This window comes from Nocardia sp. NPDC004278 (genome assembly GCF_053602975.1).
Map to the genome: position 1 here is coordinate 90887 of NZ_JBSGEQ010000005.1, position 26642 is coordinate 117528.

25 protein-coding genes and 4 tRNA genes are annotated in these 26642 nt (G+C 66.0%); 11 read left to right on the plus strand and 18 right to left on the minus strand.

The features are described from left to right. Positions 1-9: 9 nt before the first annotated feature. Together ACWEO2_RS09610 and ACWEO2_RS09615 are read right to left on the minus strand one after the other, a co-directional pair. Positions 10-1566 (minus strand): alpha/beta hydrolase, encoded by a 1557-nt coding sequence (locus ACWEO2_RS09610; protein WP_452404910.1) that lies wholly within the window; start codon positions 1564-1566, stop codon positions 10-12. 125 nt (positions 1567-1691) lie between these two features. Continuing rightward, positions 1692-2453, minus strand: coding sequence for a pyrimidine reductase family protein (locus tag ACWEO2_RS09615; RefSeq protein ID WP_452404911.1), 762 nt, complete (start codon positions 2451-2453; stop codon positions 1692-1694). 35 nt (positions 2454-2488) lie between these two features. Here ACWEO2_RS09615 and zapE point away from each other — a divergent pair, with 35 nt between their 5' ends. Beyond that, on the plus strand, positions 2489-3505 hold the full coding sequence (zapE, locus tag ACWEO2_RS09620; protein ID WP_452404912.1) for a cell division protein ZapE: 1017 nt from the start codon (positions 2489-2491) through the stop codon (positions 3503-3505). A gap of 59 nt (positions 3506-3564) precedes the next feature. Next, positions 3565-4359, plus strand: a complete 795-nt coding sequence (locus tag ACWEO2_RS09625; RefSeq protein WP_452404913.1) for a tyrosine-protein phosphatase — start codon at positions 3565-3567, stop codon at positions 4357-4359. 39 nt (positions 4360-4398) lie between these two features. Here the strand turns inward: ACWEO2_RS09625 and ACWEO2_RS09630 are convergent, their stop codons facing one another. The 3 genes from ACWEO2_RS09630 to ACWEO2_RS09640 form a co-directional block, all read right to left on the minus strand. Beyond that, positions 4399-4890 carry a GbsR/MarR family transcriptional regulator gene (locus ACWEO2_RS09630; RefSeq protein ID WP_452404914.1) on the minus strand — a complete coding sequence of 164 codons (492 nt, stop codon included), beginning with the start codon at positions 4888-4890 and terminating at the stop codon, positions 4399-4401. A 75-nt stretch (positions 4891-4965) separates the two neighbouring features. Then, positions 4966-5730: an ABC transporter permease subunit gene (locus ACWEO2_RS09635; RefSeq protein ID WP_452404915.1), complete on the minus strand. Its 765-nt coding sequence runs from the start codon at positions 5728-5730 to the stop codon at positions 4966-4968. A gap of 35 nt (positions 5731-5765) precedes the next feature. Continuing rightward, positions 5766-6653 (minus strand): ABC transporter ATP-binding protein, encoded by an 888-nt coding sequence (locus ACWEO2_RS09640; protein ID WP_452404916.1) that lies wholly within the window; start codon positions 6651-6653, stop codon positions 5766-5768. A gap of 118 nt (positions 6654-6771) precedes the next feature. Between ACWEO2_RS09640 and ACWEO2_RS09645 the strand changes: the two genes are divergently transcribed. After that, complete coding sequence (locus ACWEO2_RS09645) at positions 6772-7524, plus strand: alpha/beta fold hydrolase (RefSeq protein WP_452404917.1); 753 nt, start codon at positions 6772-6774, stop codon at positions 7522-7524. A gap of 6 nt (positions 7525-7530) precedes the next feature. Here the strand turns inward: ACWEO2_RS09645 and ACWEO2_RS09650 are convergent, their stop codons facing one another. Together ACWEO2_RS09650 and ACWEO2_RS09655 are read right to left on the minus strand one after the other, a co-directional pair. After that, complete coding sequence (locus ACWEO2_RS09650) at positions 7531-8070, minus strand: GNAT family N-acetyltransferase (protein WP_452404918.1); 540 nt, start codon at positions 8068-8070, stop codon at positions 7531-7533. A 73-nt stretch (positions 8071-8143) separates the two neighbouring features. Continuing rightward, a complete protein-coding gene (locus tag ACWEO2_RS09655) occupies positions 8144-9370 on the minus strand; it encodes an MFS transporter (protein WP_452404919.1) in 1227 nt (408 codons plus the stop codon). A 209-nt stretch (positions 9371-9579) separates the two neighbouring features. Here ACWEO2_RS09655 and ACWEO2_RS09660 point away from each other — a divergent pair, with 209 nt between their 5' ends. The 4 genes from ACWEO2_RS09660 (at position 9580) to ACWEO2_RS09675 (ending at position 15348) form a co-directional block, all read left to right on the plus strand. Further along, a complete protein-coding gene (locus tag ACWEO2_RS09660) occupies positions 9580-10806 on the plus strand; it encodes a cytochrome P450 family protein (protein ID WP_452404920.1) in 1227 nt (408 codons plus the stop codon). A gap of 72 nt (positions 10807-10878) precedes the next feature. Next, the gene (locus ACWEO2_RS09665) at positions 10879-12216 is read left to right on the plus strand and encodes a cytochrome P450 (RefSeq protein ID WP_452404921.1); all 1338 of its coding nucleotides are present in this window, start codon (positions 10879-10881) and stop codon (positions 12214-12216) included. Positions 12217-12276: 60 nt separating this feature from the next. Then, positions 12277-13809, plus strand: coding sequence for a flavin-containing monooxygenase (locus tag ACWEO2_RS09670; protein ID WP_452404922.1), 1533 nt, complete (start codon positions 12277-12279; stop codon positions 13807-13809). Positions 13810-14400: 591 nt separating this feature from the next. Further along, positions 14401-15348, plus strand: coding sequence for a LysR family transcriptional regulator (locus tag ACWEO2_RS09675; protein WP_452404923.1), 948 nt, complete (start codon positions 14401-14403; stop codon positions 15346-15348). A gap of 111 nt (positions 15349-15459) precedes the next feature. Here the strand turns inward: ACWEO2_RS09675 and ACWEO2_RS09680 are convergent, their stop codons facing one another. After that, positions 15460-16560 (minus strand): hypothetical protein, encoded by a 1101-nt coding sequence (locus ACWEO2_RS09680; RefSeq protein ID WP_452404924.1) that lies wholly within the window; start codon positions 16558-16560, stop codon positions 15460-15462. Positions 16561-17130: 570 nt separating this feature from the next. Here ACWEO2_RS09680 and ACWEO2_RS09685 point away from each other — a divergent pair. Then, entirely contained in the window at positions 17131-18114 is a 984-nt protein-coding gene (locus ACWEO2_RS09685; RefSeq protein ID WP_452404925.1) for a hypothetical protein, read from the plus strand. Positions 18115-18142: 28 nt separating this feature from the next. On the opposite strand, the gene ACWEO2_RS09690 is transcribed toward ACWEO2_RS09685, so the two are convergent. Further along, complete coding sequence (locus tag ACWEO2_RS09690; RefSeq protein ID WP_452404926.1) at positions 18143-19360, minus strand: sigma factor-like helix-turn-helix DNA-binding protein; 1218 nt, start codon at positions 19358-19360, stop codon at positions 18143-18145. 261 nt (positions 19361-19621) lie between these two features. Between ACWEO2_RS09690 and ACWEO2_RS09695 the strand changes: the two genes are divergently transcribed. After that, complete coding sequence (locus ACWEO2_RS09695) at positions 19622-20623, plus strand: MASE1 domain-containing protein (RefSeq protein ID WP_452404927.1); 1002 nt, start codon at positions 19622-19624, stop codon at positions 20621-20623. A 332-nt stretch (positions 20624-20955) separates the two neighbouring features. On the opposite strand, the gene ACWEO2_RS09700 is transcribed toward ACWEO2_RS09695, so the two are convergent. The 3 genes from ACWEO2_RS09700 to ACWEO2_RS09710 form a co-directional block, all read right to left on the minus strand. Continuing rightward, positions 20956-21030, minus strand: a tRNA-Val gene (locus ACWEO2_RS09700). A gap of 1 nt (position 21031) precedes the next feature. Continuing rightward, a tRNA-Cys gene (locus ACWEO2_RS09705) sits at positions 21032-21102 on the minus strand. Between the two features lie 44 nt (positions 21103-21146). Continuing rightward, positions 21147-21219 (minus strand) — tRNA-Gly (locus tag ACWEO2_RS09710). Positions 21220-21769: 550 nt separating this feature from the next. Between ACWEO2_RS09710 and ACWEO2_RS09715 the strand changes: the two genes are divergently transcribed. Both ACWEO2_RS09715 and ACWEO2_RS09720 read left to right on the plus strand, forming a co-directional pair. Next, positions 21770-21844 (plus strand) — tRNA-Val (locus ACWEO2_RS09715). Positions 21845-21938: 94 nt separating this feature from the next. Further along, complete coding sequence (locus tag ACWEO2_RS09720) at positions 21939-22289, plus strand: hypothetical protein (RefSeq protein WP_452404928.1); 351 nt, start codon at positions 21939-21941, stop codon at positions 22287-22289. Here the strand turns inward: ACWEO2_RS09720 and ACWEO2_RS09725 are convergent. From ACWEO2_RS09725 to ACWEO2_RS09750, 6 genes are all read right to left on the minus strand, one after another. Beyond that, positions 22253-22459 (minus strand): hypothetical protein, encoded by a 207-nt coding sequence (locus ACWEO2_RS09725; protein ID WP_452404929.1) that lies wholly within the window; start codon positions 22457-22459, stop codon positions 22253-22255. The genes ACWEO2_RS09720 and ACWEO2_RS09725 overlap by 37 nt on opposite strands. A 179-nt stretch (positions 22460-22638) precedes the next feature. Next, positions 22639-23058, minus strand: coding sequence for a winged helix-turn-helix transcriptional regulator (locus tag ACWEO2_RS09730; protein ID WP_452404930.1), 420 nt, complete (start codon positions 23056-23058; stop codon positions 22639-22641). Positions 23059-23085: 27 nt separating this feature from the next. Beyond that, positions 23086-23868 carry an alpha/beta fold hydrolase gene (locus ACWEO2_RS09735; protein WP_452404931.1) on the minus strand — a complete coding sequence of 261 codons (783 nt, stop codon included), beginning with the start codon at positions 23866-23868 and terminating at the stop codon, positions 23086-23088. A 46-nt stretch (positions 23869-23914) separates the two neighbouring features. Continuing rightward, positions 23915-25387, minus strand: a complete 1473-nt coding sequence (locus ACWEO2_RS09740) for an aldehyde dehydrogenase family protein (protein WP_452404932.1) — start codon at positions 25385-25387, stop codon at positions 23915-23917. Next, complete coding sequence (locus tag ACWEO2_RS09745) at positions 25384-26097, minus strand: alpha/beta fold hydrolase (protein WP_452404933.1); 714 nt, start codon at positions 26095-26097, stop codon at positions 25384-25386. Before ACWEO2_RS09745 ends, ACWEO2_RS09740 begins: the two co-directional genes overlap by 4 nt. A gap of 49 nt (positions 26098-26146) precedes the next feature. Further along, positions 26147-26626, minus strand: a complete 480-nt coding sequence (locus tag ACWEO2_RS09750) for a cupin domain-containing protein (protein ID WP_452404934.1) — start codon at positions 26624-26626, stop codon at positions 26147-26149. Between the last annotated feature and the right edge of the window lie 16 nt (positions 26627-26642).

Genomic DNA, 26642 nt, shown 5'->3' on the forward strand with positions numbered 1-26642 from the left:
TCGGCTCGCTCATGCCGGGCACGCGGTGCCGTCGGCGGGGAGCTTGGCCTCCTTGAGGTAGTCGACGAGAGCCCGTTGCGCACAACCGGAATGGGCGAAAACCGGATGTCCCCAACCCTGCCAGGCGATCGCGGCTTTACGCGCGCCAGCGGCGCCGAGCGCACCGGTGACCGAGGCCTGGCCGCCATCGCCGACCATCGGATCCGCGACCCCGCCGAGGATGAGGACGGGCAGGTCCAGCTTCTCCGGCAGCGGCGGCGCGGCACTGACCGGCCAGGCGACACAGGCCATCATGCCGATGGCCGCCGACCTGCCGAAGACCGGGTATTTCGTGCCCCAGGTGTCGGCGAGCTCTTTGGCCTTGGTCGGGCTCGGCGGCAGCTGGTTATCGGTGCAGCGGTTGACGAACTGGCCGTCGGCCGCGGTGGCGGCGGATTCGCGCTGGATCAGCGTCCCGAGCGGTCCGCGATCGCCGCGTCCGGCCGCCGAGAGCGCGTCGGCCAGTTCGGCGATCCGCGCGGATTGGTCGCGCGGACCGGCGAGGAATCCGGACAGCCCGGTCAGTAGCGCATTCGCTGAAATGTCACCGAGTCCGCCGCTGCCCGCCTTGCGCACGAGATCGATGATCGCGGCGCGCGGATCCGGGCCGAGTGAGCAGCCGATTCCGGTGCAGCGCTGGGCGAATGCCGTTACCGCCGCCTCCGCGCCCTGGACATGCTGTTCGGTTCGGGTGACCGCGTCGGTCCCGACGGCCTCCGGCGAATCGAGGACCAGGCGCGCCAGATGGTCGCCGAATTTGCGCGCGTAGCTGAGCGCGACCTTCGCGCCGTTACCGGAACCGAGCAGGTCGATCCGGTCGACCTGCCACTGCCTGCGCAGCTGTTCGATGTCGTCGGCGGCGTGCGGTGCGTCGAAGGTGCCCTCGTAGGGCTGCAGGAAATCGCGGCAGGCGATGGTGGCGTCCTGGCTGAATCCGGTCACCGCGTCGACAGGATCGCTTGCACCCGGCCCGAATTGCCCGTTATCGGCCAGGCCGCGGCGGGCATCGATGGGCATACAGTCGATCGGCTGCGATGTGCCCAGACCACGCCGGTCCACCGCGACGATCGGGCGACTGGCCAGCAGACCGTTGCCCGCGCCGACCGCGAGCCCGGCCAGCGTGGCGGTGGAGGACCGGTCCGCGCCGGAGGTGATGACCAGCGGCGCGACATCGGTCGGAGTCTGCGGCAGCCGGGCCCGCATGGCGCCGGTGCGGAAGTTGCCGAGCACACCGCCGGTCGAGTCGATCGGTGTGGTGTATTCGGCGCAGTCCAGGACCAGACCGGACGGCGCGGGGCCGAGACCGAGCAGATCGAGCGTCGGCGTGGTGCAATCGCGCCAGGTCAGATCGGTTTTGGGGACACCGGCCGCCGGCGGTGGCGCGATGGCCGTGGTCGGGTGCGGGCCAGCACCGCCCTGGGGCGCGCGCTCGACGGCAACGCCGGGGCGATCAGAAGGGCCCGCACCGCATCCGGCGATCATGATCGAGAGTGTCGAGGCCAGCACGACGGCCCGAGTCCAGTGCATGCGCTACAGCCTGCCAGGTTCGTGCGGTTGTTTCACAAAGCAGGCGTAGATGCGGTGCGGTGCGGTTCGGCGCGACCGCCCATGCGCAGGTATCGCGCGGTCGGTGCGTTCGCATGTCACAGCAATCATCGGCGGGTCCAACGAGTCAGCATCGTGCCGTCGTCGTCGAGGAGGATGTGCCTGCGCACCATCGGCATGCGGAACTCGTGCGCGGACAGCGATATTCGTCGGGCCGTACCGCCCACGAGCACCGGCGCGGTGGTGAGGCACAGTTCGTCGACCGCATCCGCTGCCAGCAGTTCACCGAACAGATGCGGTCCGCCCTCGCACAGCACGCGCCGCAGTCCGAGGTCGGCCAGTGCGCTGAGCAGTCCCTGCGGGGTGATCGCGACGCCGCCCGCCTCGACGACCCGCGCGCCCGCATCGGTGAGTTGCTGTTTGCGATCCGCCGGAGCGGTGCTGGTCGTGATGATCAACGGCGGCACGGCGGTCTCGGTGAACAGCCGCGCGCCCGGATCCAGCGCGGCGCTCGAGGTGACCACCGCGATCGGTGGCGGTGCACCGTCGCGATGGCCGCCGATACCGCGGTCGTAGACGGCGCGCCGCAGTTGCGGATCGGTCCGCGCGCCGCCGTAGTTCTCCGCACGCGCGGTACCGGCGCCGACCACGATCACGTCGGCCAGTTCGCGCAAGATCGTGAAGACGGTCTTGTCGGCGGGGGTGCCGAGTCCCTCGGAGAGATCGCCGCTGGTAGCCGACCCGTCGATGCTGGCGACGAAATTGGCCCGAACCCAAGGAACCTGGGGATCGGTAGGGTAGGCATATAGGTCCGCCAGGTTGTCGCGGCTCAGTCCTGTGAGCTGGATCGCATTGTGGATACGCTGCATGAAAGAAGATCACACCACGTCATTAGGCTTCGACCATGCAAGAACGCCTTGTCGATCGCCATCCGGAGGTTCCGGCGGACCAGTTGGTCGCCCAGATGGTGCCACCGCCCATGTTCGACGAGGTCAGTTTCGCCTCCTACATTCCGGACCCGAACGAGCCGAGCCAGGCAGCCGCGGTCCGCAAGGCCGAGGATTTCGCCGGGCAGGTCGCCAAGATCCACCAGGCGGCCAATAAGAAGAGCCTGTTCGGGAAGAAGAAGCAGATCAGCGGTGCCGGGCTCTACCTCGACGGCGGCTTCGGCGTCGGCAAGACCCACCTGCTCGCCTCCATCTTCCACAGCGCCCCCGCGCCGAAGTCCTTCGGCACCTTCGGTGAACTCACCAATCTCGTTGGCGCACTTGGCTTCAACAATGCCCTCGAGCGGCTCGCGGCGAACAGCGTGCTGTGCATCGACGAATTCGAACTCGACGATCCCGGCGACACCATGCTGGTCTCGCGGCTGCTGACCGAGCTGTCCGCGCGCGGTGTCTCGATCGCCGCAACCTCCAACACCCTGCCCGGCCAACTGGGTGAGGGGCGCTTCGCCGCCCAGGACTTCCTGCGCGAGATCAAGAAGCTCGGCTCGATCTTCGAGGCCGTACGCGTCGACGGTCCGGACTACCGGCACCGCGATCTGCCGCCCGCGCCCGAGCCCACCTCGCCCGAACTGCTCACCGAACGGGCCGCTGCCACAGCGGGTTCCACGCTCGACGAGTTCGACGCGCTGCTGAAGCACCTGAGTACGCTGCACCCGTCCAAGTACGGTGCGCTGATCTCCGGGGTGTCGTCGGTGTACATCTCGAATGTGCATCCGGTGACCGATCAGGCGGTCGCGCTGCGCATCGTCGTGCTCGCCGACCGGCTCTACGACGCGAGCATTCCGGTGACCGTTTCCGGTGCGAAGCTCGATGAGATCTTCTCCAAGGAGATGCTCGACGGCGGGTATCGCAAGAAGTACCTGCGTGCGATTTCGCGTCTGCTGGCGCTATCGCGCTTCGAGGTCGCGGCGTAGTCGCTGGCCCAGAGGGGTTCGGGGGGAATAGTCCTGCAGTCGATGATCGGAGCGCCGTCATGGTCCGTCGTACCCTTCGAGTCCCGGTGGCACTGGCCGTCGGTCTCACCGTCGCCTTCGGGCCGGTGGCAGGCATTGCACTGGCCGATCCGGTCGGTGTCGCCGACGCGGTCACCTTCGACCGTTCGCTGAACCTGCAGGGCGTGCAGAACGGCCGCGATGCGGGCGGCTACCGCACCACCGACGGCCACTGGGTGCGCACGGGGCTGGTCTACCGCACCGGTCAGCTCAATAATGCGACTCCGGCCGATCTGGCCGTGCTGAGCGAGCGTCAGGTGCGGGTCGTCGACGATCTGCGCACCGTTTACGAGCGCACCATCGCCGCGGACCGCCTCCCACTGGGTGCGGCGGCCAACTGGGTCGATGTCATCGGCCAGGCCCCGCCGCAGACCCTGATCACCACGCTCACCGGCGGCGACGACCTGTACCGGGCGTTCATCACCGCGCCCGGGGCGAATCAGGCCTTCGCCTCGGTGCTGCGCGACATCATCGACACCGACGGTGCCGTCCTGTTCCACTGCACCGCGGGCAAGGACCGCACCGGCTGGACCGCCGCGGTCCTGCTGACCATCCTGGGCGTCGACCGCGATACCGTGACGCAGGATTACCTGCTGTCCAATCAGTACCGCAATGCCAGCCCGAACGATCCGCTCAACGGTGTCTCGGCCGCCTGGCTGGATGCTGCCTTCGACCAGGCGAACCGGACCTACGGGAGCTTCGACAACTACGTCCGCGACGGTCTGAAACTCACGACCGGTGAGGTTGCTGCGTTGCGGGCGAAGCTGCTCGCCTGATTCCGGCTGTCACGCAGCCGATTTCGGGCCCCCGACGGCTCAGGACGGATGGTCCGCGTACCACCGATCGATCAATGCGGGCATCTCCTTGCCCATCCACACGAAGAACTCGTGCATATCCCGAACCCGTGCGGCGTCGGCACCATCCGGGTCGTCGAAGAGTGCGAGCCCGCGGGCGGTCATATTGGTGAGATCGTTGTACATCCCGCTCTGCTGGCGGGTCAGCTCCGGCAGCACCCCGGGCCGGATCGCGTAGTAGTCCTTGCGGTCGCCCGGCTTGGAGATCTTGTCCACCCAGCGCATGGTGACCAGCGTCTTCAATGCAGAGGAGATGGAACCCTTGGACGCCTGGAGTGCCTCGGCGATCTGGCCGAAGGTCTGCTCCGGCGGATTGCTGACCAGCAACCACCCCGCGGCCCGACCTGCCATCCGGACCAGGCCCATCCGCTCGAGTACGAGCGCGAGATCCTCCACGAATGCCAACTGTTGCGCGGTCGGCGCGGTGGTCTGCTCGTTGTCGGTGGTGCCCATCGGAGAAGTATCCCTTCCAAGACGCGGATAGCGGTAAACGGGGCGGACCGTGTCGGTCCGCCCCGTTCGGCTCGGTCAGACCGCCAGATCGCGGCGATCGAAGGCGCCCAGCGCCAGCACCACGGCTACGGCGGCCACGATCACCAGCACTACCAGGTGGCTGCCGTTCCAGCCGGTCACCAGCGGTGTGCCGCCATTGGCCCAGTAGAAGGGCGACAGCTTGCGAACGAAGTCACCGCCGAGATTGTTGGCCAGGTAGCCCGCCACCGCGACCAGCGACGCCGAACCCAGTGTCACCGAACGCTTTCCGGTGGCCGCGCCGACCAGCAGCGTGATCGTGCCGACGACCAGTGCTGCCAAGCCGAGCCCCGCGCTGGCGGCCAGGATATTGCCGGTGGGTACGTCGAGCCCGCCGCTATCGGCTCCCGCGATGACGCTCAGGGTGAGCACGGTGGTGGCGATCGAGGTCTGCACGGCCAGCGCGGCAAACCGCTGCAGCAGCAGGTTCACGCGGTTGATCGGTTGTGCGAGAAGCAGATCCAGCATCCCGTTCTCCTCCTGCGCCACCGAACGGGTGGCGAAGGTGACCGCGAAGATAAGCATCAGCAGCAGACCCATCAGCGAGTACACCGTCGCGTTCAAATACCCACTGGCGCTGGCGAAATCGCTGACGCCCATGGCTTCGTACATCCGGTTCTGCTTGATATCGAGCGAGCCCTGCTCCTTCAGCGATCGGTAGGAGGGCAGATACATCATCGGGACGATGGCGAAGCCGATCGACCAGCCGATCAGGCCGCGCCGCTGCTCCCGCAATGTCTGGGTGAAGACCGAACGAGTCATGACGAATTCTCCTGTGCGATAAACAGTTGGGGAGATCAGCGGCCGTACAGGCCGAAGAAGATCTGCTCGAGATCCGGTTCGGTGGACAGCACGCTGACCAGCGGGTACTTCGCAGCCATCTTGAACAGACCGTCCACCTCGCCTTCGGTGGTGCAGCGCAAGGTAGTTCCCTCGATGGTCAGCTCGCGCACGCCGGGCAGCTTGGCGAAGTCGTCGGCGAAAACGTTCTCGCCGAATACCAATTCGACCGAGCGTGGCGAACGCCGCCGCAGATCCTCGACATTCTCGGTGCCGAGCAATCGGCCCGCGCGCATGATGACCGCGCGATCGGCGCTCTGTTGCACCTCGCTGAGGATGTGCGAGGACATGAACACCGTCTGCCCGTTCTGCTTGGCCTCGGCGACCAGATCCAGAAAGCGTTGCTGCAGTAGCGGATCCAGGCCGGAGGTGGGTTCGTCGAGGATCAGCAGGTCCGGATTGTGCATGAACGCGGCGATGATACCGACCTTCTGCTTATTGCCCTTGGACATCGCACCGACCTTCTTGGACAGGTCGAGATCGAGCAGCTCGGCGAGTTCGATGATTCGCTTCGGGGTGACGGTGCCGCGCAGATCGGCCAGGAATCCGAGCAATTCGCGCGCGGTATTGCGGCCCTCGATCTCGAGTTCGCCCGGCAGGTAGCCGATGCGCTTGCGTAGTTCCGCACCGCCGACCCGTGGCTCGACGCCGAATACCTCCACATGTCCCGCGGTCGGCCGGATCAGATCCAGCAGTATGCGGATGGTCGTGGACTTGCCCGCACCGTTGGGGCCGAGGAACCCGAACACCTCGCCCTGGCCGACCTCCAGGTTCAGGTCGGTGAGTGCGACATGCCTGCCGTAGTGCTTGGTCAGGCCCTCGGTGCGGATCGCGGCGGTGGTCATCGAGACTCCTTCGACAGGGTTTCAGGTCCTGCATGTTCCGTAAAGACCGATCTGTTCAGTAAAGACTGAACAGATAGAACATGTCAACCGCTCGTATCGGTACCACTACGATCCGGACATGACGAAGTTCACGACCTGGGACGGACTGGAGCTCAACTACCGTGTGTGGGAGGGCGAAGGCATTCCGGTCGTTTTGCAGCACGGGGTGGTCGCCGATACGAATGCCAACTGGATGGGCACCGGCGTGGTCGGCGCGCTACAGGCTGCCGGGCGCACCGTGGTCTCCCTGGACGCGCGTGGGCACGGCCGTTCCGAGAAACCGCACGATGCGGCCCGCTACACGTGGGCGGGGATGGCGCGCGATGTCAGTGCGCTCTACGACGAACTCGGTTTCGATCGCGTTGTGCAGGTGGGCTATTCGATGGGCGCGATCATTTCGCTGCTGGTAGCGGGCGCGGACCGGCGGGTGGCGAAACTGGCGGTCGGTGGCATCGGCTCCGGGGTGCTGGACTGCGGCGGCGTCGATCGGCGCGTTATCGATATCGACGATCTGCGCACTGCCATGCGTGGTGCTGGTGTGGGCGCGCCGCCGATCGCGATGATGTTCCGGATTCTCGCCGATGCGGTGCGCGCCGATCGCGACGCCATCGAGGCGGTTGCGACCGGACTGGACGAGGAGCCGATCAAATCCCTGGCCGACATCACGATGCCGAGCTTGGTGCTGGCGGGGGATAAGGACCCGTTCGCGGCCGAGCCGGAGCGGCTCGCCGCCGCGCTACCCGACGGCACGTTGCGGGTGGTCCCCGGTGACCATCTGATGGCCGTGGTGGATCCGGCCTTCCATGCCGCGCTGATCGAATTCCTGGACTGATTCGGCTCAGAAAACCAGCCGCATGACGAAGTCGTGATGCAACTGACTGCCGACCAGGAAGGTTTTGGTGCCGACCCGCTCGAACCCGTGCTTGCGGTAGAACCGCTGGGCGCGCACGTTTTCCTGGTTCACGCCCAGCCACACCCCCGCCACACCGTCTTCGCGCCCGCGCTCGAGCGCGGCATTCATCAGCGCCTTCGACACCCCGGCCCCGTGGTGGCCCGGCAGCACATACATTTTGCTGATCTCGACGACCGGCCGCAGGTCGACCGCCTTGGCGACCTCGGGGTCGGCCGGATCGCCGTAGTGCAACATCGCGTAGCCGACGATATCGCCGTTCGTGACCGCCTTGAGCACGATGCGGGTGGGGTCGGTCAGGTACTCGCCGAAGCGTTCACCGGAGAGCACCTCGGTTATGAAGATCTCGATATCCTCCGGGGTTGCGTGCGGCGGGCATGCGAGCGGAAAGGTCGCGGCCGCAACGTCGCTGAGGGCCTCGGCGTCCCATAATCCGGCCCGGTCGACGATGACTGGGATGTTGCTCATGCCTACGCCTCGCTGGCGCTCGGCTCCGGCATGCGCAACGCGCGCTGGCACATGATTCGCTCGCTCCGCTCGCTCATGTGTCCAGTACAGCATGGCCTTCGTTGGACGCGGAAAGTTCATCCGGTTCGGAACGGGAATGGAATACGCGTGCGAGTCCGATAACGATCGCCATGAACAGCACCGGGATCACGAATCCGATCCGATGTCCGAGCCCGGCGGCAATCGCGCCGACCAGCCCGCCGCCGACGAGTGTGCCCGCATAGTTGAACAGGTTCAGTCGCGCGATGAGTGCGTCGAGCTGGCGTCCGCTGGTCAGCTGTCCGGCCTCGCTGAAACACAGTGGCGCGACAACGCCGGTACCGAAACCGCCTACCAGGAACCCCGCGATCGCGACCGCAGGCCCTGGTGCGGCGACCGCGATGGCGAGCCCGAGCACACCGATCGCGCCCGCGACGCGCACCACCCGGCGTCCGCCGAGCCGCCGCACCCACAGGTCTCCGGATAGCCGCGCGGTCAGTGATGCGCACTGATAGACGGCCAGCGCCAGCGCCGCGGTGGACGAACTGGCCAGCAGATCTTCCTTGAGATACAACGCCGACCAGTTGCTGACGGTGAGGTCGATCGCGAAGACGAGCGAGGCCGCGATGCCGAAGGCGAGGTACTTGCGCAGCGGAACCATTCCGGATGCTCCTGGTTCGCTCTCGGCCATCTCCGCGGGACCTGCCTCCGCCTCCTGCGCGCTGAGCAGGCGCGGACCGATGACCAGTCCGACCACGAGAACCAGCCCCGCCGCCGTCAGCAGCGATTCGCGCAGTGTGACATCCAGGGCCTCGCAGGCGGAGACGAACAGCGCGCCGATGATCGATCCGGCGCTCCACACCGCGTAGAACGAGGACAGGATGAACGTCCCGTACCCGTGCTGGATGAATACACCCTGCATATTGGTGCTCGCGTCGACGATACCGACCGCAATCCCGTACAGCCCTAGCGTGATCAACAGGACGGGCGTATTCGGCGCCATCGCGATCGCGCATCCGGTGACCGTGATCCCGAACAGCCCGATCCGCACCGTGACCCGGCTGGACCAGCGCGTGGCCACCTGCTCGGCCGCTACGCTGCCCACGCCGGCCAGGATCGACACCAGGACCACCGAACCGGCGATCAGACCGTCCGAGAGTCCGAAGCGATCCTTCTGCTGGGGCAGTTCGGTGAGTACGACGGCGAAGAAAAAGCCCTGCAACCCGAATGCCAACGAATTCGCGATCCGGGCGCCGCGCAGGATAGGAGAAATCGGTCCCATTTGCGGAGACTATCGGCCCGGCCGCGGTCGTGCCGAGCGAAGTGGTCCACGGTCATCCTTTCGTCGGACGCGGCGCGCGCGACGGACCGACGGCGGTCATCCTTTGGCCAGATACGGCCGCGATCGATGGCGCGGGTGGTCGAGGTCGATATCGCGTGCCACTATCGAAGGGGCGCAAGACAACTCGCGAACCGGAAAAGGTCGATCGAATGAGACAGCTGCCGCAGGACTTCTTTCGTACACCGTATGCCTTCTACGCGGAGCTTCGCGCCGAAGGCCCCGTACACGCCATCGAGCTGAGCAGCGGCGTTCGCGCCTGGCTGGTGGTGGATCTGGATGCCGCGCGCGAGGCGTTGCGCCATCCGAGCATCCGCAAGGATCCACACACCGAGGCGAGCCGCAGGGCCAGGGGCCTGCCCACCGGTGACACCGGTGTCGGCGCGGTGAATGCCCGCCTCAGCTACCACCTGCTGAATACCGATCCGCCCGAACACGCGCGGCTGCGCCGACTGGTCACGCCCGCATTCGCACCGGCTCGGATCGAAGCGCTCACACCGCGTGTACTCGCGATCGCCGACGAGTTGCTCGATCGGATGGCGGCGGACGGCGGTTGCGTGGATCTGTTGTCGGAGTATGCATTTCCGCTGCCCATTACCGTCATCTGTGAACTGCTCGGGGTGCCGGTGGCCGATCGCGCGGAGTTCCGGGAATGGTCGCGGATCATCGTCGAACCATCGACCGCCACGGAGGAGGAGATGCGGCAGGCGACCGCAGCCATCGCCGATTACTTCGAGCGGTTGATCGCGCGACGCCGCGCCGAGGGTTTGGGCGAGGATCTGGTCTCGGACCTGATCGCCGCCAAAGCCGATGGTGATCGCCTCACCGACGACGAACTGACCTCGATGGTGTTCCTCATCCTGGTCGCCGGCCATGAGACCACGGTGAACCTGATCGGCAATACCGTGCTCACTCTGCTCTCGGACCCGGCGCGCTACCGAGCGCTGCACGGCAACCCGGAGGACGTGCCCGCGTTGATCGAGGAGATGTTGCGCTACGACGGCCCGGTGAACGTCGCAACCCTGCGCTACACGACCGCCCCGATCACCCTGGGTGATATCGAAATTCCCGCCGACGAACTGGTACTCGTCGCACTTGGTTCGGCCAACCACGACGAACGGCGCTTCAACGCCGCCGCCGACTTCGATCCGCGGCGGCCCGCCTCCGGCCACCTGGCCTTCGGTCACGGCATCCACTACTGCCTCGGCGCTGGCCTGGCCCGGCTGGAGGCGCGTATCGCCATCACGCGGCTGATCGAGCGGTGTCCGGACCTGCGACTGGCTGCCGACGGCGGGGAATTGCGCTGGCGGGAGAGCATACTCATCCGCGGTCTGCACGATCTTCCCGTCGAATTGGCGGATGCGCCCGCCCTGCGCTGATCCGGCGTTGTGCCCGAGGCTCTTCCGTCGCGCCCGGAAACTATGGAACATTGCATAGAACCGGGCGTAACGATGCGTCCGGCGCCGGATGCGGAGGAGACGAAGACTGTGGCCTATCCACCCGGCCCACCGATCCCGGCGCTGCTGCAGGGCATGCTCTACATCCGCAACCGTGCGCAGCTGCTGCCGCCGCTGCGGCAGCGCTACGGTGACGTCTTCTCGGTGCAGGTACCGCCGTTCGCGGACAATCTCGTCGTATTCACGCGCCCCGAGCACATCAAGGAGATCTTCGCGGGCGACCCGCGCGATCTGCACGCGGGCGAGGGCAACCAGATCCTCGGTCCCATCATGGGCCAACATTCGGTGCTGACGACCGATGAGGGCGAACATGCCAGGGCCCGCCGATTGCTCATGCCCGCATTCAATGGCGCGGCACTGCGCGGTTACCGCGATCTGGTCGCGGAAATCGCGGCCGCGGAGGTCGACCGCTGGCGGCCCGGTTCGACGGTGATCACCCTCGACCGGATGAACGCGCTCACCCTCGAGGTGATCATGCGCGTGGTCTTCGGTGTCACCGACGCGCGCACGCGCGCCTCGCTCGCACCGCGCCTGGGCCGCATCGTCACCATCGGCCCGCTGCAGTACATCGGGCTGATGAAGCCCGCGCTGCAGAAGTACCCGCCGTGGAAGTCCTTCCACGGCAATATGGCCGCCATCGATGACCTGCTCTATGCCGAGATCGCGGCCCGGCGCACCGCGTCCGACCTCGCCGAACGCACCGATGTCCTATCGCGGCTGCTGCAGGCGGGCGGAGATTCCGACGACGAACCACCGCTGACCGATGCCGAACTGCGCGACCAACTCATCACCCTGCTGCTCGCCGGTCATGAGACCACGGCCGCCGCGCTGTCCTGGGCACTGTACGAACTCGCCGTCGATCCGGAGGTACAGCGTGAGGCCCACCAAGCGGTCCGCGCCGAGGACGACAAGGCACTCGAGGCCGTCATGAAGGAGGCGATGCGGATGCGCACGGTCATACCGGGCGCGGTCCGCAAACTCACCAGGGATATGACCATCGGCGGCTGGGATCTGCCCGCGGGCACCGTGGTCGCCTGCTCGATCCTGCTGGCGCACCGCAGCCCGCAGAATTACCCGGACACCTGGACCTTCCGTCCGTCCCGTTTCCTCGGCGGGGAGGTCGAGCCGAATACCTGGCTGCCCTTCGGCGGCGGGGTGCGCCGCTGCATCGGTGCGGGATTCTCGCTGATGGAGGGCACCACGGTGCTACGCGAGATCCTGTCCCGGTACCGCCTGGACGCGCCGGCGGGGGCGAAGCCCGAACGCGGGAAGGTGCGCAATATCACCACCGTCCCGCGGGGCAAGGCCAGGATTCTAGTCACCCCCCGTTAAGGTTCGTGAAATCGCACCGAGGCTTTGCCGCATTCGCGCGAGCGACGTAATCTCCGTGCCATGACGAGCGGGAACCGCATCGCGATCGTAGGTGCGGGCATCGCAGGCCTCGCCTGCGCGAAGGTGTTGCGCCAGGAGGGTTTTCCGGTCGAGGTATTCGACCGGACCCCGGACGTCGGTGGAGTGTGGAGTGCGACGCGCCGGTATCCCGGCCTGCGCGCACAGAACAGCAAACACACCTATCACTTCTCCGACTTTCCGATGCCCGATGACTATCCGAGGGTGCCCGACGGGCAGCAGATGCAGGAATACCTCGACGGGTATGTGCGCCATCACGGCTTCGGCGAGAGCCTGCGCCTGGGCACCGAAGTGGTCGCCGCCGACCCGGTGGACAGCGGCTGGCTGCTGGAGATCCGCGACCACGTCGGCGTCCACCGCACCTCCTGCGATCATCTGGTCATCGCCAACGGTGTGTTCAGTGAGCCCGCGGTGCCCGACTTTGTCGGAGTCGACCGGTTCCGGCAGGCGGGCGGGCAGATCGGCCACGCCTCGGAGTTCCTCGATGTCGAGTGGGCGCGGGGCAAATCGGTCGTAGTGGTCGGCTATGGCAAGTCGGCCTGCGATATCGCCGAGTCCATCAGCCATGTCGCGGCCTCGACGAATGTGGTCGCCCGCAGGCTGATGTGGAAGATGCCACGCAAGCTGGCCCGTGGGCTGAACTACGAGCGCATGATGCTGACCCGGTTCGGCGAGGCGCATTTCCGCTATCAGCAGCTCAATCGGATCGAGCGGTTCCTGCACGGCCGCGGGTACACCTTCCGCGACAGCAATTTCGACGTGATCCAGGAACTCGCCACCAAGAAGTCGCATCTGCGCGAGCTCGGTCTGGTGCCGGAGGGCCGCTTCGAGGACATTGCCGAAAGCACCATCAGCGTGGTCACCGAGGATTTCTTCGAGAGAGTCGGGATGGGGCTGATCACGGTGCACCGGGACAGCACCATCACCGAGATGTTCGCCGACCAGCAGGGCCCGGCCGTGCAACTGTCCAATGGCACGACCGTGCAGGCCGACATCGTCATCTGCGCCACCGGATTCCACCAGCGAGTGCCGTTCCTGACCCCGTATGTGCAGCGTCAGCTCACCGACGACGACGGCAATTTCCGGCTGCACCGGCAGATCCTGCCCATCGGCGTCCCCAACCTGAGCTTCGCCGGCTACAACTCCTCGGTTGTCAGCGCGCTGAGCGCCGAGGTCGGCGCGCATTGGACCGCCGCTCTGCTGCAGGGGCGTCTCGCGCTGCCGCCCCACGAGGAGATGGCCGGGCAGGTCGACGAGCGGCTGCGCTGGATGGCCGAACGCACCGGTGGCCACCATGCGCACGGTACCGCCATCACCCCGTTCTCCATTCACAATCTCGACGAGATGCTCGCCGACCTGAAGTTCCGCCTGCCGCGCAGAACCCGTGCGGCGCAATGGTTCCGCACGATCCGGCCGTCCTCGTACCGCGGGCTCGCGGATCGACCGAAGGGTCCGGTGGTGATTACGGCGCCGGATGCGGCGCCACAGGTTTCCGCGGAGCAGCGCACGCCGTGAGGTTGTGAAGGTGTAGGACCGGTCGCGCTGCACGCATTTCGGCATCGATCACGCTTGCTCACGAATCGGAGAGTTGCGTTCGTGGGCGCCCCCTTTCATCGTGAGTGGCGGCCGCCGGTGTGGAGTGCTGTGTGGCGGCCGAGATTCTTCCGCACCGGCTGCCGAGGTCGATTGCCAGTAATGCGCCGGAACCGCCCGGATCTTCCCCGACGGTGATGTGCGGCAGTCCGGTCGCGGTGTCGGATCGCGGTGGGGGCTGTGCGTGTTCAGATGCGATATTGCGGTCGCCCATGACCGCAGGGGCGACGATGGTGGTCTCGTGGCTCCTGGTCTCGTGCGCGAACCGGTGCAGGTGTGGCCGGCGGACAGCGGCTGGGGCGTGGGGCCGAACCTCGGTTCGTGACCGCCCGTCGATTTGCTCAGTGCGAGTGTGCGTTTCGCGGTTGAGCCGGTTCAGAGTGTGACCGCCCGCATTGAGCACCGCGCGTGTGGACCGGACGTGTCGTCCTGCCGAAGGAGAGTTCGAGGATCGGGCAGCGCGGGTGCCGTCTTCGTCAATGGCAGGATCCGCGCCGGATTATCACCGACGCAATGTTGGTTATCAGTCATTTCATTCTGGATAATCCAGGAGTGGACGCGGTCGATATGAATCTGCTGGTTGCTCTGGATGCGCTGCTGGAGACCAATAGCGTCACGCAGGCCGCCGAGCGGCTGCACACCTCGGCGCCCGCGATGAGCCGGACGCTGGCCCGGCTGCGTCGCGTGCTCGGCGATCCGCTGCTGGTGCGCGCGGGCCGCACACTGGTACCCACGCCGCGCGCGCTCGAATTGCGTTATGAGGTGAGTGTTCTGGTCGAACAGAGCCGGACGTTGCTCACCCCGCGCGGCGCGCTCGACCCGACCACGCTGAAGCGCGGTTTCGCGGTGCAGGCCGACGATATGGTGATCGACGAGCTGACAGCGCCGCTGCTGGCGGCCGTCCGTGCACAGGCGCCCGGTGTGACGCTGCACTTGCTCTCGGACAGTTCGGAAGGCACCGCCGCACTCCGCGACGGCCGCGTCGATATCGAGGTCGGCGTCATCGACCACACCGATCCGGAGACCACCGTGCAACGCGTGCTGCGCGACCGGGTGATCGGCGTAGCCGCACCGGACCATCCGCTGATCACCGACCGCGTCACGGTGGCGCGTTTCGCCGCGGCCGCCCACCTCGGCATCTCGCGCCGCGGCCGCGCCCGCGGCCCCATCGATGACCGCTTGGCCCTGCACGGCCGCACCCGCCGGGTGGTGGCCACCGTTCCCAACCTGACCGCCGCACTGCTGGCGGTCCGCTCCGGCGACCTGATCTGCCCGGTCCCCGCGGCCCTCACCGCGACGACCCGCACCGCATTGGGCTTAGCCGCCTTCGAAATTCCCCTCCCACTGCCCGAAGTCGCAATCGCAATGGCTTGGCATCCGCGCAATACCGCCGACAACGGCCATCGGTGGCTGCGCGAGTTGATCCGGACCACGCTCACGGCGCTACAGCCGTCTCTCTAGGGGGCGTTGGGCCGCCCTTTGCCGTTTCTCTGCCGGCACACCCGCTACTTCGGCGTAGAGCCGCTACGGGGGTCGTCAGGGTGTGGGAGAGGTGCAGAGACGTGGAGGCGCTCAGCCCTCGGTGCGGACGGCGAAAGTCGGGTCCACGCCGGGAAGTTCGTTGCCGGAGGTGGTGGTTGGTTCGGGGCGGCCGAAGGGGCCGTTCGGATTGCGCTTGAGTTCATCGAGCATGGCTTGCAGTTTGTCGACGTGGGAGGTGTCCTCGCCGGTGCTGGCGTGGTGGGCGCCCGCGGTGATTGCACCGCTGTCCTCGGCACGAGGCGCGGTCATGCCGGAATCGAGGCGGGGAGTGGGGGATTCGTAGCCGTTGCGGGGCGGGGAGGTGAGCGGTTCGAGGCGGCCGTTGCTCGAGCCGATCGAGCCGTAGTCGAGCCGGTCGCTGGCGGTCGGAGGCTCGAGGCGGTTGGTGTAGCCGGGCGTGGCCGATTCGGTGAGGTTGGCCGGTGTGGCCGAGTCGAGCCATTCGCCGCGGGTCGTGGGTCCGGCGAGGGGTTCGCTGCGGTAGCTCGGGGGGACGGCGGGCGGCACGGGCTGTGGCGTCCGCGCGGGGAGGGGGACGGGCTCGTTCGGTGTTGCGGGACCGAAGGGTTCGAGGCGTTCGTTGCGGGCTATCGGCGCGGTGAATTCGGTCCGTGCGGGGCGGGACGCGGCTTCGTCGGGCGCGGCGAGACGTTCATTGCGGCCGGTCACGGTGTCCAGGCGCTCGTGGTTTCCGGTCGCGGCATCATTGTTCGTGGTCGCGGTGCTGAGGCGCGGACTGCCGCCGGTTGTGGTGTCGAGGCGTTCGATGTGTGTGGTCGCGGCGTCCAGGCGTTCGTTGCGCCCGGTCACCGAGTCGGACCCGGTTGCGGTCTCGTTCCGTGTGGTGACGGCTTCGAAGTGGTCGGCGCGCCCATTGACATGTCCGAGGCGGTCCCGGCGCGACGGAATCGGCTCGCGCCGTTCACGGTTCGCGGGCACCGGCTCGGGACGGCTGTCCGGCGTCGGGTTACCCGGTTCGTCCGGACCGGTCTCGACCTGCTCCAATCGCGACCCGATCTTGGAAACATCCTCCGCCGTACGGAACGCCCACGCCTCCAACTTGGCCAGGCGACCGGCCAGGTTGCCGTCATCGTCCACGTGGGCGGCGACCGCATCGAGCTTATTGCTCACCGCACGTAGTGTCGTTGCGAGACTCGACAAGATAGCGCCGATCGATTCGCCGCTCTGCTCGTCGTGGTCCATCCCATACCTTCTTCCCCATCTATTGCGGCGCTCCCGGGTCCTCCGTGGTCAACGCCAAGCTACCGCCTCCCGGGCCCGTCGCTCACGCCGCAGGTATCGCCCCGAACTCAGCTCGTGGCGCGCCGATTCTATCCGTCGATCGGTAGGTACGTGGCTCGAGTACCGGTGGCGCTCGCGCGATGGGGCATTCGTCCAATTGCGCAGCGGCTTTCGTCCCTCCGTTCCGCGGGCACTGGTCCGTTTTCGCCGAGTGTCCCGCCGTGTCCGAGGAATGGCGACAAGTATCAATCGATCGGAATAACTGTGGCAATGCTCTCGTGTGTCGCACCGAAATCGCTTGTGAGACAGCGCACATCTGCTGGTCGAGGGCCATTTCGGGGTTGTGGCGCACCCGAGCGCGGGGTATAGGGGGCTAGCGGGCGCGCCAAAGCTGGCGCACTCTTGATCTATGGCGTAGGTCGCCTGATCTGCGGTGGTTTTGGGCAGGGGTGTGGTCGCGTGAGAACGAAGCAGCGCGTCGAGCGGGCGTGCGGGCGTCGGGCGCTGCTCGCCGAATTGGGATTGGCGGACAGTCGCGTCACGGACACCCGGACCGACGGTGGAGCACCCGCGGTCAGCGGATCGGCGGGGAGCGTGGGATACGGCTGCACGTGTCCGGAATGTGCCGCCGCGCAATGGGATATCCAGCGGCTGAAATATTGGCTCTGCGGCAGACTCGCCGCATACGGTGCGGATGCCGCCGAGGTGGACCGCCGTGTCGGCGATATACCGGTGGACGTGCTGTGGCGCAGCGGTGCACGGCAGTTCGCCATCGAGGTCCGCACCGGACCGCTGGATCGGGAATCGGCCCAGCACCACACGGCTCGGCTGCGCGCCTCCGGCTGCGAGGGTGTGCTCTGGCTGTGCCCGTCCGGTTACTGGGTCACGCATCTGCCTGCGCTCGGCATCGCGGACTTCGCTCCACCCGCCTGCGACTACCGGATCGAATCGGGGATGTTGGATGCCTCGAACAGCGCGGTCGTCGTGCCGCGCCGCGAACCTTATGAGCTGCGCGATTTCCTGTACGGCTGGGTGCGCGGCGAGATCGCGTGGGGCTACCGCGATGTGATGACAGGAGGATGGGCCACCGTGACCGACTGGGAACGCCACACCAGGACGCAGGCCAGCGTCATCGCCCGCCAGCGCCAGGAACTGGTGAACCAACGCACCACCCTGGCCCTGTCCCGAAAAACCGTGCGGGACAAGCAGAAGCAGATCATGAAGCTCACCACCCGCCTGGAACGCGCCGAGGACTCCGACCAGGAACGCGCGGATTCACTGGCCGAGGTCAAGCGCAAGCTCGACGACCATCACCGCATCGATACCTCGCTGCGCGCCAATATCGCCAGCTTGGAGAAGACGATCGGCCACTGGCAGCTCATCACCTACTGCGCGATGATGCTGATCGTCACATTCCTGGCCGGGGCGATGTTCGTGCGCTGAGGCGAGGCGGGCCGTCCGCAGCGGAGTATCAGTGACCATTGGTCAAACGGAACGGCGCACGATCCCAACGCCATTCGTTGCGCAGCACCAGCGCGATGAGGTCGAGCAGCTCGAATTCGATCTCGCCGCGCAGCTGCCGCAATGCGGGCCAATAGACCGGTCCGCGCTCGACGAGCTCCCACAGTCGGCTCTCGCACTGTGCATCCACCTTGCGCCGCAATAGATCTGGGATTCCGGTCCGGCTGCCGGTCCACCCGAGCCAGCCCCACCCATTGGCATGCGCGTGCGCGCGGCCCGCCGCGGACTTGATCCGATTGATATGGAAGCCGATATGTCCCAGCGGTTCGACATCGATCAGGACCACTCGGCCATCGGCCAGCCGGGCCGCGATGCTGGGGTGGAAGATCCGTCCCGCGCCGTCTATTTCATAGCTGACCGCACTCGGCTGTTCCTGGAAGGTCTCGACCAGATCGCTCGCGTTCAACGTCCGCAGCAGCCGAGCCTCCAGCGCGGAGTCGAACCCGATATCGCGCCCGACCTTGCTCAGGTAGAACCGTCCGCGCCCCTCGTCATCCCTGTCGACGGTACGCGCCGATTCGATCGGCAGGGGAGCGGGGCCTTTTCCGGAGCCCGGCCAATCGACCTGTGTCAGCCAGGAATTCAGCTCGCCGGTCGCCACTGGCTCCGCATTGTGCAGCTTCGCCAATCGTCGATTCGTCTTCTTCTGCCACGCCATGATCCGCTGCATGACGAATCCGGCGATCCGCTTCGCATCCGTACCGGTATGTCCCGCCAATCGCAGCTTCAGATACGACAACTCGTTGGCCGCCAGATCGGTATCCGTCGCATACGTCTCCACCAGCAGCGCCCGCACCAACTGCTGATCGCGCGTCCCCACCGGATACCGCGCCGCGAACACTCCCGCCGCCCGGTGCCCACTCAACTGCGCTTCCCGCAGGATCTGCGCCACCGCCCGGGTGTGCAACTGCCGGATCCGATCCCGTGACAGGTCGTAGCGCGCTCCGATCCGCGCCAATGTCTCCGGCGGCTCGCCGCTCACCCCCAGTCGGAACCCTACGATCTCCGCATCCCGCCGCTTGCGATCTCCCCGCATCTCGATCAATTCCCCGAGCAGCTCATTGATCTCCTCGAGCCCGAACGAGACATCCCCCGCGATATCGTCGAGCAGTTCGGGATCCGCCTCGTCAACGGCCCGATCCGGCCCAGTGCTCTCGCTCGCCGTCACCCTGCACCCCTGACCCCGACTCGACATGTGCGCCAAAGCCTAGTGCCGCCCGCCGACAACCCGGCTCATCCGCTGGTCGGGCGCCGAATCGGCGTCGAGATGTTGACATCGGCGAATCGCGACCGCAAGTCCTGACCGTTCGTGACAGAAAGGCCCGGGGTTGCCCGGGCCTTTCCACGTCCACCTGGTCTGACATCGCTATGACGGGCCGTGGCCGATATTTGCTGATCATGCGCGGGAAATCGGTTCTAAGCTGACGCGGTGGGCCGTTTCCGCGGTAACGCTGTTGTGGCGCTGTGGATCATCGTCGCGGCGGTCGCGTACTTCGTCGCTGCCGAAGTGGGTTTGCAAATGGCCTTGGTCGGCGATCAGGTCACGCCGCTATGGCCGCCGACCGGGGTTGCGCTGGCGTGCCTGTTCTTGCTGGGGCTGCGTGCCTGTCTGGGAATCACGCTCGGCGCATTAGCGGTCAATGCCTTGATCGGGCCGAATCTGCCCGCCGTCCTGATAATCGCCGCCGGGGATACCGTCGCCCCAGTAGTTGCCTACCTCTTGCTCAAACAGGTGCGTTTCCGCAGCGATTTCGACACGGTTCGGGACGCACTCGAACTGGTGTTCCTCGGTGCCCTCGCCGCGACGATGATCAGCGCTACGGTCGGCGCCGTGACGCTGGTCGTGGCCGGTGCGGCGCCCACTTTCTGGGGGACCTGGTCGGTGTGGTGGACCGGTGATGCGATGGGCGTCCTGTTGATCGCGCCGCTCATTCTCGTCGCTGCTCGCGCACACATACCGAAAGTGCTCCCGCCGTTGCGAGTGCTCGAGGCCGTGGTCCTCGGGGTCGGAACATTCCTCGTCGCGGTAGTGGCCACGGCCGTATCGGCGAATCTGCTCTTCTTGGTCTTCCCGTTCCTGATCTGGGCCGCCATGCGCTTCCACCTGGCCGGAGCCGTACCGTGCGCGCTCATCGCGTCGATCGTCGCCATCTTCGCTGTCGCCCGCGACCTGCCCGCATTCGCCGGACTCGATCTCACCAGGCAAATGATCACCTTGCAGGCCTTCAACGGCTCGGTCGCCCTCACCGCCCTGTTGTTCGCGACCATCACCGCCCAACGCGACCGCGCCCGCAAAGCCGTCGACGACACCTGCGCCGAACTCGCCGAAACAGTGATCACGATCAGCCAGGGCTGGCCCCTGTCCGGCGTCGTCGATATGGTCCGCCGCGTCGAGTCCGAACATCCGCCATCGGACACCGCGCCGGGATGAGCAGCGTGAGATCGAGGTGGCTGTTGTGGGTGGGGCGGTCTGCGGACCGGCGGTTGAGCATCAGCGTTCCGATGACAACGATGGCTTGCCTGTACGCAATGGCGTAGCGCCTGCCAGCCCGAAATCCGAAGGGCGAGTGGGCTGTAGCTTCGCCGACAACCGCTATTCGGCCCGAATACTGATCCCAGTTGGAGGAGATGCCGACCGGCTCGCAACGATCACTTGCCCGGCGAACGCAGCGGACGCTTCACTTCGCCTGGACAACTGGGTACGTTCGATCCGATCAAAACAAGAAAGCCCCGGCAAAAACCGGGGCTGACCTGCGGAGACGGTGGTGCGCGATACTGGGATTGAACCAGTGACCTCTTCCGTGTCAGGGAAGCGCTCTCCCGCTGAGCTAATCGCGCGAGGTGGAGACGGGAATCGAACCCGTGTGCACGGCTTTGCAGGCCGTTGCCTCACCACTCGGCCACTCCACCGTGCGAAGGGGGAAGGCTTAATTACTGCCTGGCCCTACTCCTCGAGCGGATGACGGGATTCGAACCCGCGACCCTCACCTTGGCAAGGTGATGCGCTACCAGCTGCGCTACATCCGCATTTGCACTTCTGGGGGGCTCGCTGCCCTCCGTGGTGCGAGACAGAACATTAGCCGACGTTCGCCGCAACCTACAAATCCGCTGGTAGAACGGCCCGAACTGGAATCACACGCGTGTTGTTCGGGGGCTTGGATCGGGGCTGGATACGGCGCAGCGGGGCCCATGTCGGTTTCAACGGGGTGAGGGGAGTCTTCGCTGCGACTTGTAGTCCGGTATCGAGAAGCCGGGACGGTATATGCCGATCGGGGTGTACAGCCCTGACGCGGTCGGGGATCTAGCCGGCCGCGTGACGCGTCAGCCCGAGATCTACGGCGGGCCAGTCGGGCCGCCGGAGCTTCTGCCTCGCCGGAGTGAACGAGTCGGCGGCCACTCGATCGAAGCATCGGTTCTGCTGGGAACCTTAGGGATTCGTCCGTCGTGTCTCCGGAATCCGTAGGCGAACTCACTGGATCCCACGCCCACGAGGTGGCGATTTGGTGGGACGCCGGTGATGCGTGCTAAGGTTCCATCTCGTTCGAACGGCCACTCCGGCCCGCTCGAACACAACTTCGGTCCCATAGCTCAGCGGGAGAGCGTCCGCCTCACACGCGGAAGGTCGCTGGTTCGAAACCAGCTGGGACCACCATAAGGGGCTTATTCCAACCGGCGTCCGCTCGCTGGTTCGAGTAAGCCCCTTTCTGCTTTCTGTGCGGTGGGGGACTGATGCAGGCGCGGCCGGCTTGATGGAGCGCGGCGAACAGGTCGGTTTTCTCGTCGCTGATCGTCGGTTCGATGGTGTCCTGATGATCGTCGATGTAGAAGCGTTGGTAGAAGGTTTCGTTGAGCAGGCGGCGGACGTCGGTGCTGGCGTCGCGGTAGAGGACGTAAAGGTCGGCAACGAGGTCCAAGGCGTGCCGGAGCACTCCCGCGCCGATGGTGAGCTCTTCGGAGGTGTTCGTGAGCCCGGCTTCGAGCCGTTTGCGTTGGGTCTTGATGTCGATCAGCTTCATGCGGACTTTTGCTTGGGGCATCGAGCGGTCGGCGAGCAGGTCGATCAGGCGGTTTCCCTGGCGTCCAGCTGTTTCAGTTGACGGTTGAGGCTGGCGTGCCGGTCACGGACGGTGGTGTGTTCATCGGCGACGACTTCTTCGAGGAGCCTTCGGGTCTCGGTGGCGAAGGATGTCGAGAGCTGCAGTGTGCGATAGTGCTCGGCCACCGCTTCTTCGATAGGGTTGGGGCTGGAGTGACTGTTGTGGCTCATGTATGCCATGGTCGGCTACCTGCTCGGTGAGTGCTGCCCATCGGTTACCTTTGGCGAGCAGTCGATCGCGGCGCGTGGGAATGGGCCCGACCGGTCAACCTGACTCCTGATCGTGCAGCAGTCCCTCAGCCCTGACCGCCGCAGAACGGTCCAGGGCTCGATTGCTTTATGTCTCTGCGTCAGGCTTGAACCCCAGGCGTGCTCGGCACGTGAATCGTGGTGTTGGCGGCCGAGATCGGTTCTCCGCACTCGGCGCAGACCGCAGCATGCGTATCGCGATCGCAGCTGTGATGGTGAAAGACGGTCGGCGAGTGGCCTTCCTGAGCCAGCCAGCGATCACCCCACCGTGAAATTACGACGAGCACCTCGAAGAGCTCCCGGCCTTTCGCGGTTAAGACGTAGTCGTGGCGGGGTGGTCTACTCTGGCACAGGCGCTTCTCGGATCTGATCGTGGCGCCAATGCTCAATACCGCTGCACTTCTATAATCATCGGCGGCGACACTCGGCGATCGGGATGCGCTCACCGATCGATCACGAGCAGTCCCTCGAAGTCGCCCCCGAAGCAAGCTGACGCTGTCCACTTTTCGGGGGAACCCCATGTTGCGGAATGCCTTGCTACCGGTTCATTACGGCGAGGCTTGTTCGATGAAGGCGGCGACCACATCTGGTCGGGAGACCAGCGAAGCGTGGGAAGCGTCGACCTCGGCGGTGTGCGCGCCCATCCGCTGTGCGAAGAAACGCTCTGCGACGGGCGCGATGACGCGGTCGGCAGCGGAGACCAGGTACCAGGTGGGTGTGGTCGTCCAGGAGGCCGGGCCACTGGGTTCCAGCAGCGCGGTGGTGGCGATGGAGTGCTGGTGAGCGATCATGCTCGCAGCCGTACTGGGTGAAACATCCTGTGCGAATACGCTATTGAAGGATTCGGGAGCGACGTATCCGTCGAGTCCCGACTCTGAGTGCTTCAATGCGAGTGCGGGGGGCAGTAATTGGCTGCCGGGAAACCGGAAGGGGTCCATGGCGATCGCGATGGGCTCGCCCTGCTGAGGTGCGAAGGCCGCGATGTAGACGAGTGCCTTGACGTTGGCGTTGTGAATGTTGGTGATCACGGCACCGCCGTAAGAATGCCCGACGAGGACGACCGGTCCGTCGATACCAGCGAGTGTTCGCTCGATAGCGGAGGCGTCGTTGGTGGGACCGCGTAACGGATTGTCCGGCACCACGACTCGGTACCCGTCGGCTCGCAACTCGGCGGCGACTCCGTCCCAGCTGGTGGCGTCGGTGAAGGCACCGTGCACGAGCACGATGGTCGGGCGAACGGCCTCGGCGTGCGCGGGCGCGGCGGACGTGGCCAGCGCTGCTCCCAGCGCGGCGGCGGTGAACGTTGCTCGCAAGCTGCTGCGAACGTGCATAGTGGTTCCTGTTCGTGTGAGTTGCGATGAGCAGGGGCGGCAGGGCTCAGAACGAGTATCCGCGGCGCCGATGCTGGAGACTGACCCAGTGATCGGTCGTGAATTCGTTCATCGCCCAACGCCCGCCGAAGCGGCCGAGGCCGGACTGTTTTTCTCCGCCGTAGGCGGTGTTGGGCTCGGCGTTGACCGGCGAGTCGTTGATGTGGGTCATACCGACCTCGAGTTGGAGGGCGAATCGTGCGCCGCGTTCGGCGTCTGCGGTGAAAACCGCACTGGAGAGCCCGTATTCGGTGTCGTTGGCGATACGCAGGGCGTCGGACTCGCCACGAGCCTCGATGATCGTGATCGTCGGTCCGAACACCTCTTCGCGTGCGGTCGCGACATCATTGGTGCCGAGCAGTACGTGAGGCGGCACGCTCAGTCCGGCTGGTCCACCGGGCTCGCCGCCGAGCAGCAGTCGAGCACCGGCATCCTGGGCGCGACGGATCTTGTCGAGCACCGAATCCCGCTGTCCGGCATGGATGACGGGGCCGATATCGGTTTTCGGATCTGCGGGATTCCCCACCGCGAGGGTGCGCACGCGAGCCAGAAATTGCGCTACGAACTCGTCGTGGATCGACGCATCGACGATGATCCGGTTCGCTCGCATGCAGATCTGGCCGGAGTTGAAGAACGATCCGAATACCGCGGCTTCGACGGCATAGGGCAGATCGGCATCATCGAGCACGACCAGTGGTCCGTTGCCACCGAGTTCCAGACACAGCTTCTTGATACCGGCGACCCGGGTGATACCGACGCCGACGGCGGTCGAGCCGGTGAACGACACCACAGCGGGTACCGGGTGCGCGACCATCGCGTTGCCGATATCGGCGCCGGGTCCCACGACGACATTCAAAACGCCCGCCGGCAGACCGGCTTCTTCGAGGATCTTGGCGTGCAGCAGGCCGCCCGTCACCGGGGTGTCGCTGGAGGGTTTGAGGACGACGGCGTTACCGAGAGCCAGCGCGGGCGCCAGGGTCCGGTTGGTCAGGAACAACGGAAAGTCCCACGGGCTGATCAGCGCGACCACCCCGACCGGGGTGCGATAGACGCGGTTTTCCTTACCGGGGATGTCGGAGGGCAGGATGCTACCTTCCGCGTGGTGAGGCAGTGCTGCCGCCTCGTGGAATCCCGCACGAGTTACCGCCCACTCGATCTCGCATTTGCCGAGCGTGCCACCCGACTCCCGAACGAGCCAGCCGATGATCTCTTCTCGGCGGGCGTCCATGATGCCGGCCGCGGCGCGCATGACCGCAGCCCTTTCGCCGGGTAGGCGGTCGGACCAATCGCGTTGCGCGCCTCGCACGGCTGTGTAAGCCTCATCGAGGTCCTCGGTCGTGGCCATCGGCAGCTCGGCCAGCACCTCGCCACTCCAGGGATCAGTGTCGGCCAGTACGGTATCGCTCGCGCCGCGCCGCCATTTCCCGCCGATCGGCATGGTATCGAAACTGGCGTAGGGAGTTGGTGCGTCGGTTGTCATTCGCGCTCCAGGCTTCGTGCCGCCTCGATGATCAGGCCCGCCACCGCGTCTGGTCGGCTGACAGCGATGGAATGCGAGCCGGGTACTTCGATCGTCTTCGCGCCCATGCGTTCGGCGAACATGCGCTGAGCGTCGGGATGGATCGCGTGATCTTCGGTGGCGACGGCGAACCAGTTCGGCAGTGTCTTCCAGGCCGGTGTCACGGTGAGCGGTTCGCCGAGGGCGAGAGCGGCTACCGGGCGCTGACTGACCGCGCCGATGGTGGTGACGCTTTCCGGAAGGTCTGCGGCGAACGCCGAGTGAAACAGGTCCTGCTTGATGTAGAACTCCGGTTCTTCGCCTCCCGGATAGGTTTTCGGCTCGAGCGAGACGCCGAGGCCCGGATCGGGATAGTTCGACACCGCTCCCAGGGCGCTCTCGCCCGTATCGATGCCGAAGGCAGCGACGAATACCAGACCGACAGCGTTGGCGGACTTGCTTGCGGCGTAGGTGATCACGGGTCCGCCGTAGGAGTGGCCGACCAGCAGGACCGGGCCCGCGGTCTGGGTGGCGACGCTGGCGACGTATTCGCCGTCGTGGGTGAGACCACGAAGCGGATTGACGAGTGCCTGCGCGCTGATCCCCGCGGCGTGCAGGCGCTCGATGACGTGCGCCCAGCTGGAACCATCGGCGAATGCTCCGTGTACCAACAGAACTGTAGGTGTACTCATGGGTGTTCCTCTGATTCGAATGATGTGATCGCTACTCGTCGTGTCGATTTCACGAGGGTGCGAAAGGGGGGAGCGGCGGGCCGCTGAGGCGGGTGCCGAACTGCCCCGCGGCAGCGGCCAGAGCACCCAGGTCCGGTGGGATCTGTTGCACCAGAGGCGCGGTGGCCTCGAAGAAGCCCTGCATGCCGCCGGGGATGTACATGGTCAGGAATCGCACCGGAATCGTTCCGCCGTTGATCCAGGTGTGGCTGGTGCCTCGGGGAATGAAGACCAATGCTCCCTCCTCGGCATCCTGGAGTACATCGCCGAGCAGGACGCGAAGAGTTCCCTCCAGGACGAAGAAGATCTCGTCGCTGCGATCGTGGATGTGCTGCGGCGGACCCGAGACGAACGGCAACGCGGTCACCTCGGCGGCGTCGAAATGTCCACCGGTGTCCTTGGCGGTCACCTTCCACAGCAGGTGTTCGGTCTCGGTCATGGTGAACGGTTCGCCTTCTTTGGCGTGCACCACTGCGGGTTCGATTGTCATGTCTTGCCTTTGGGAT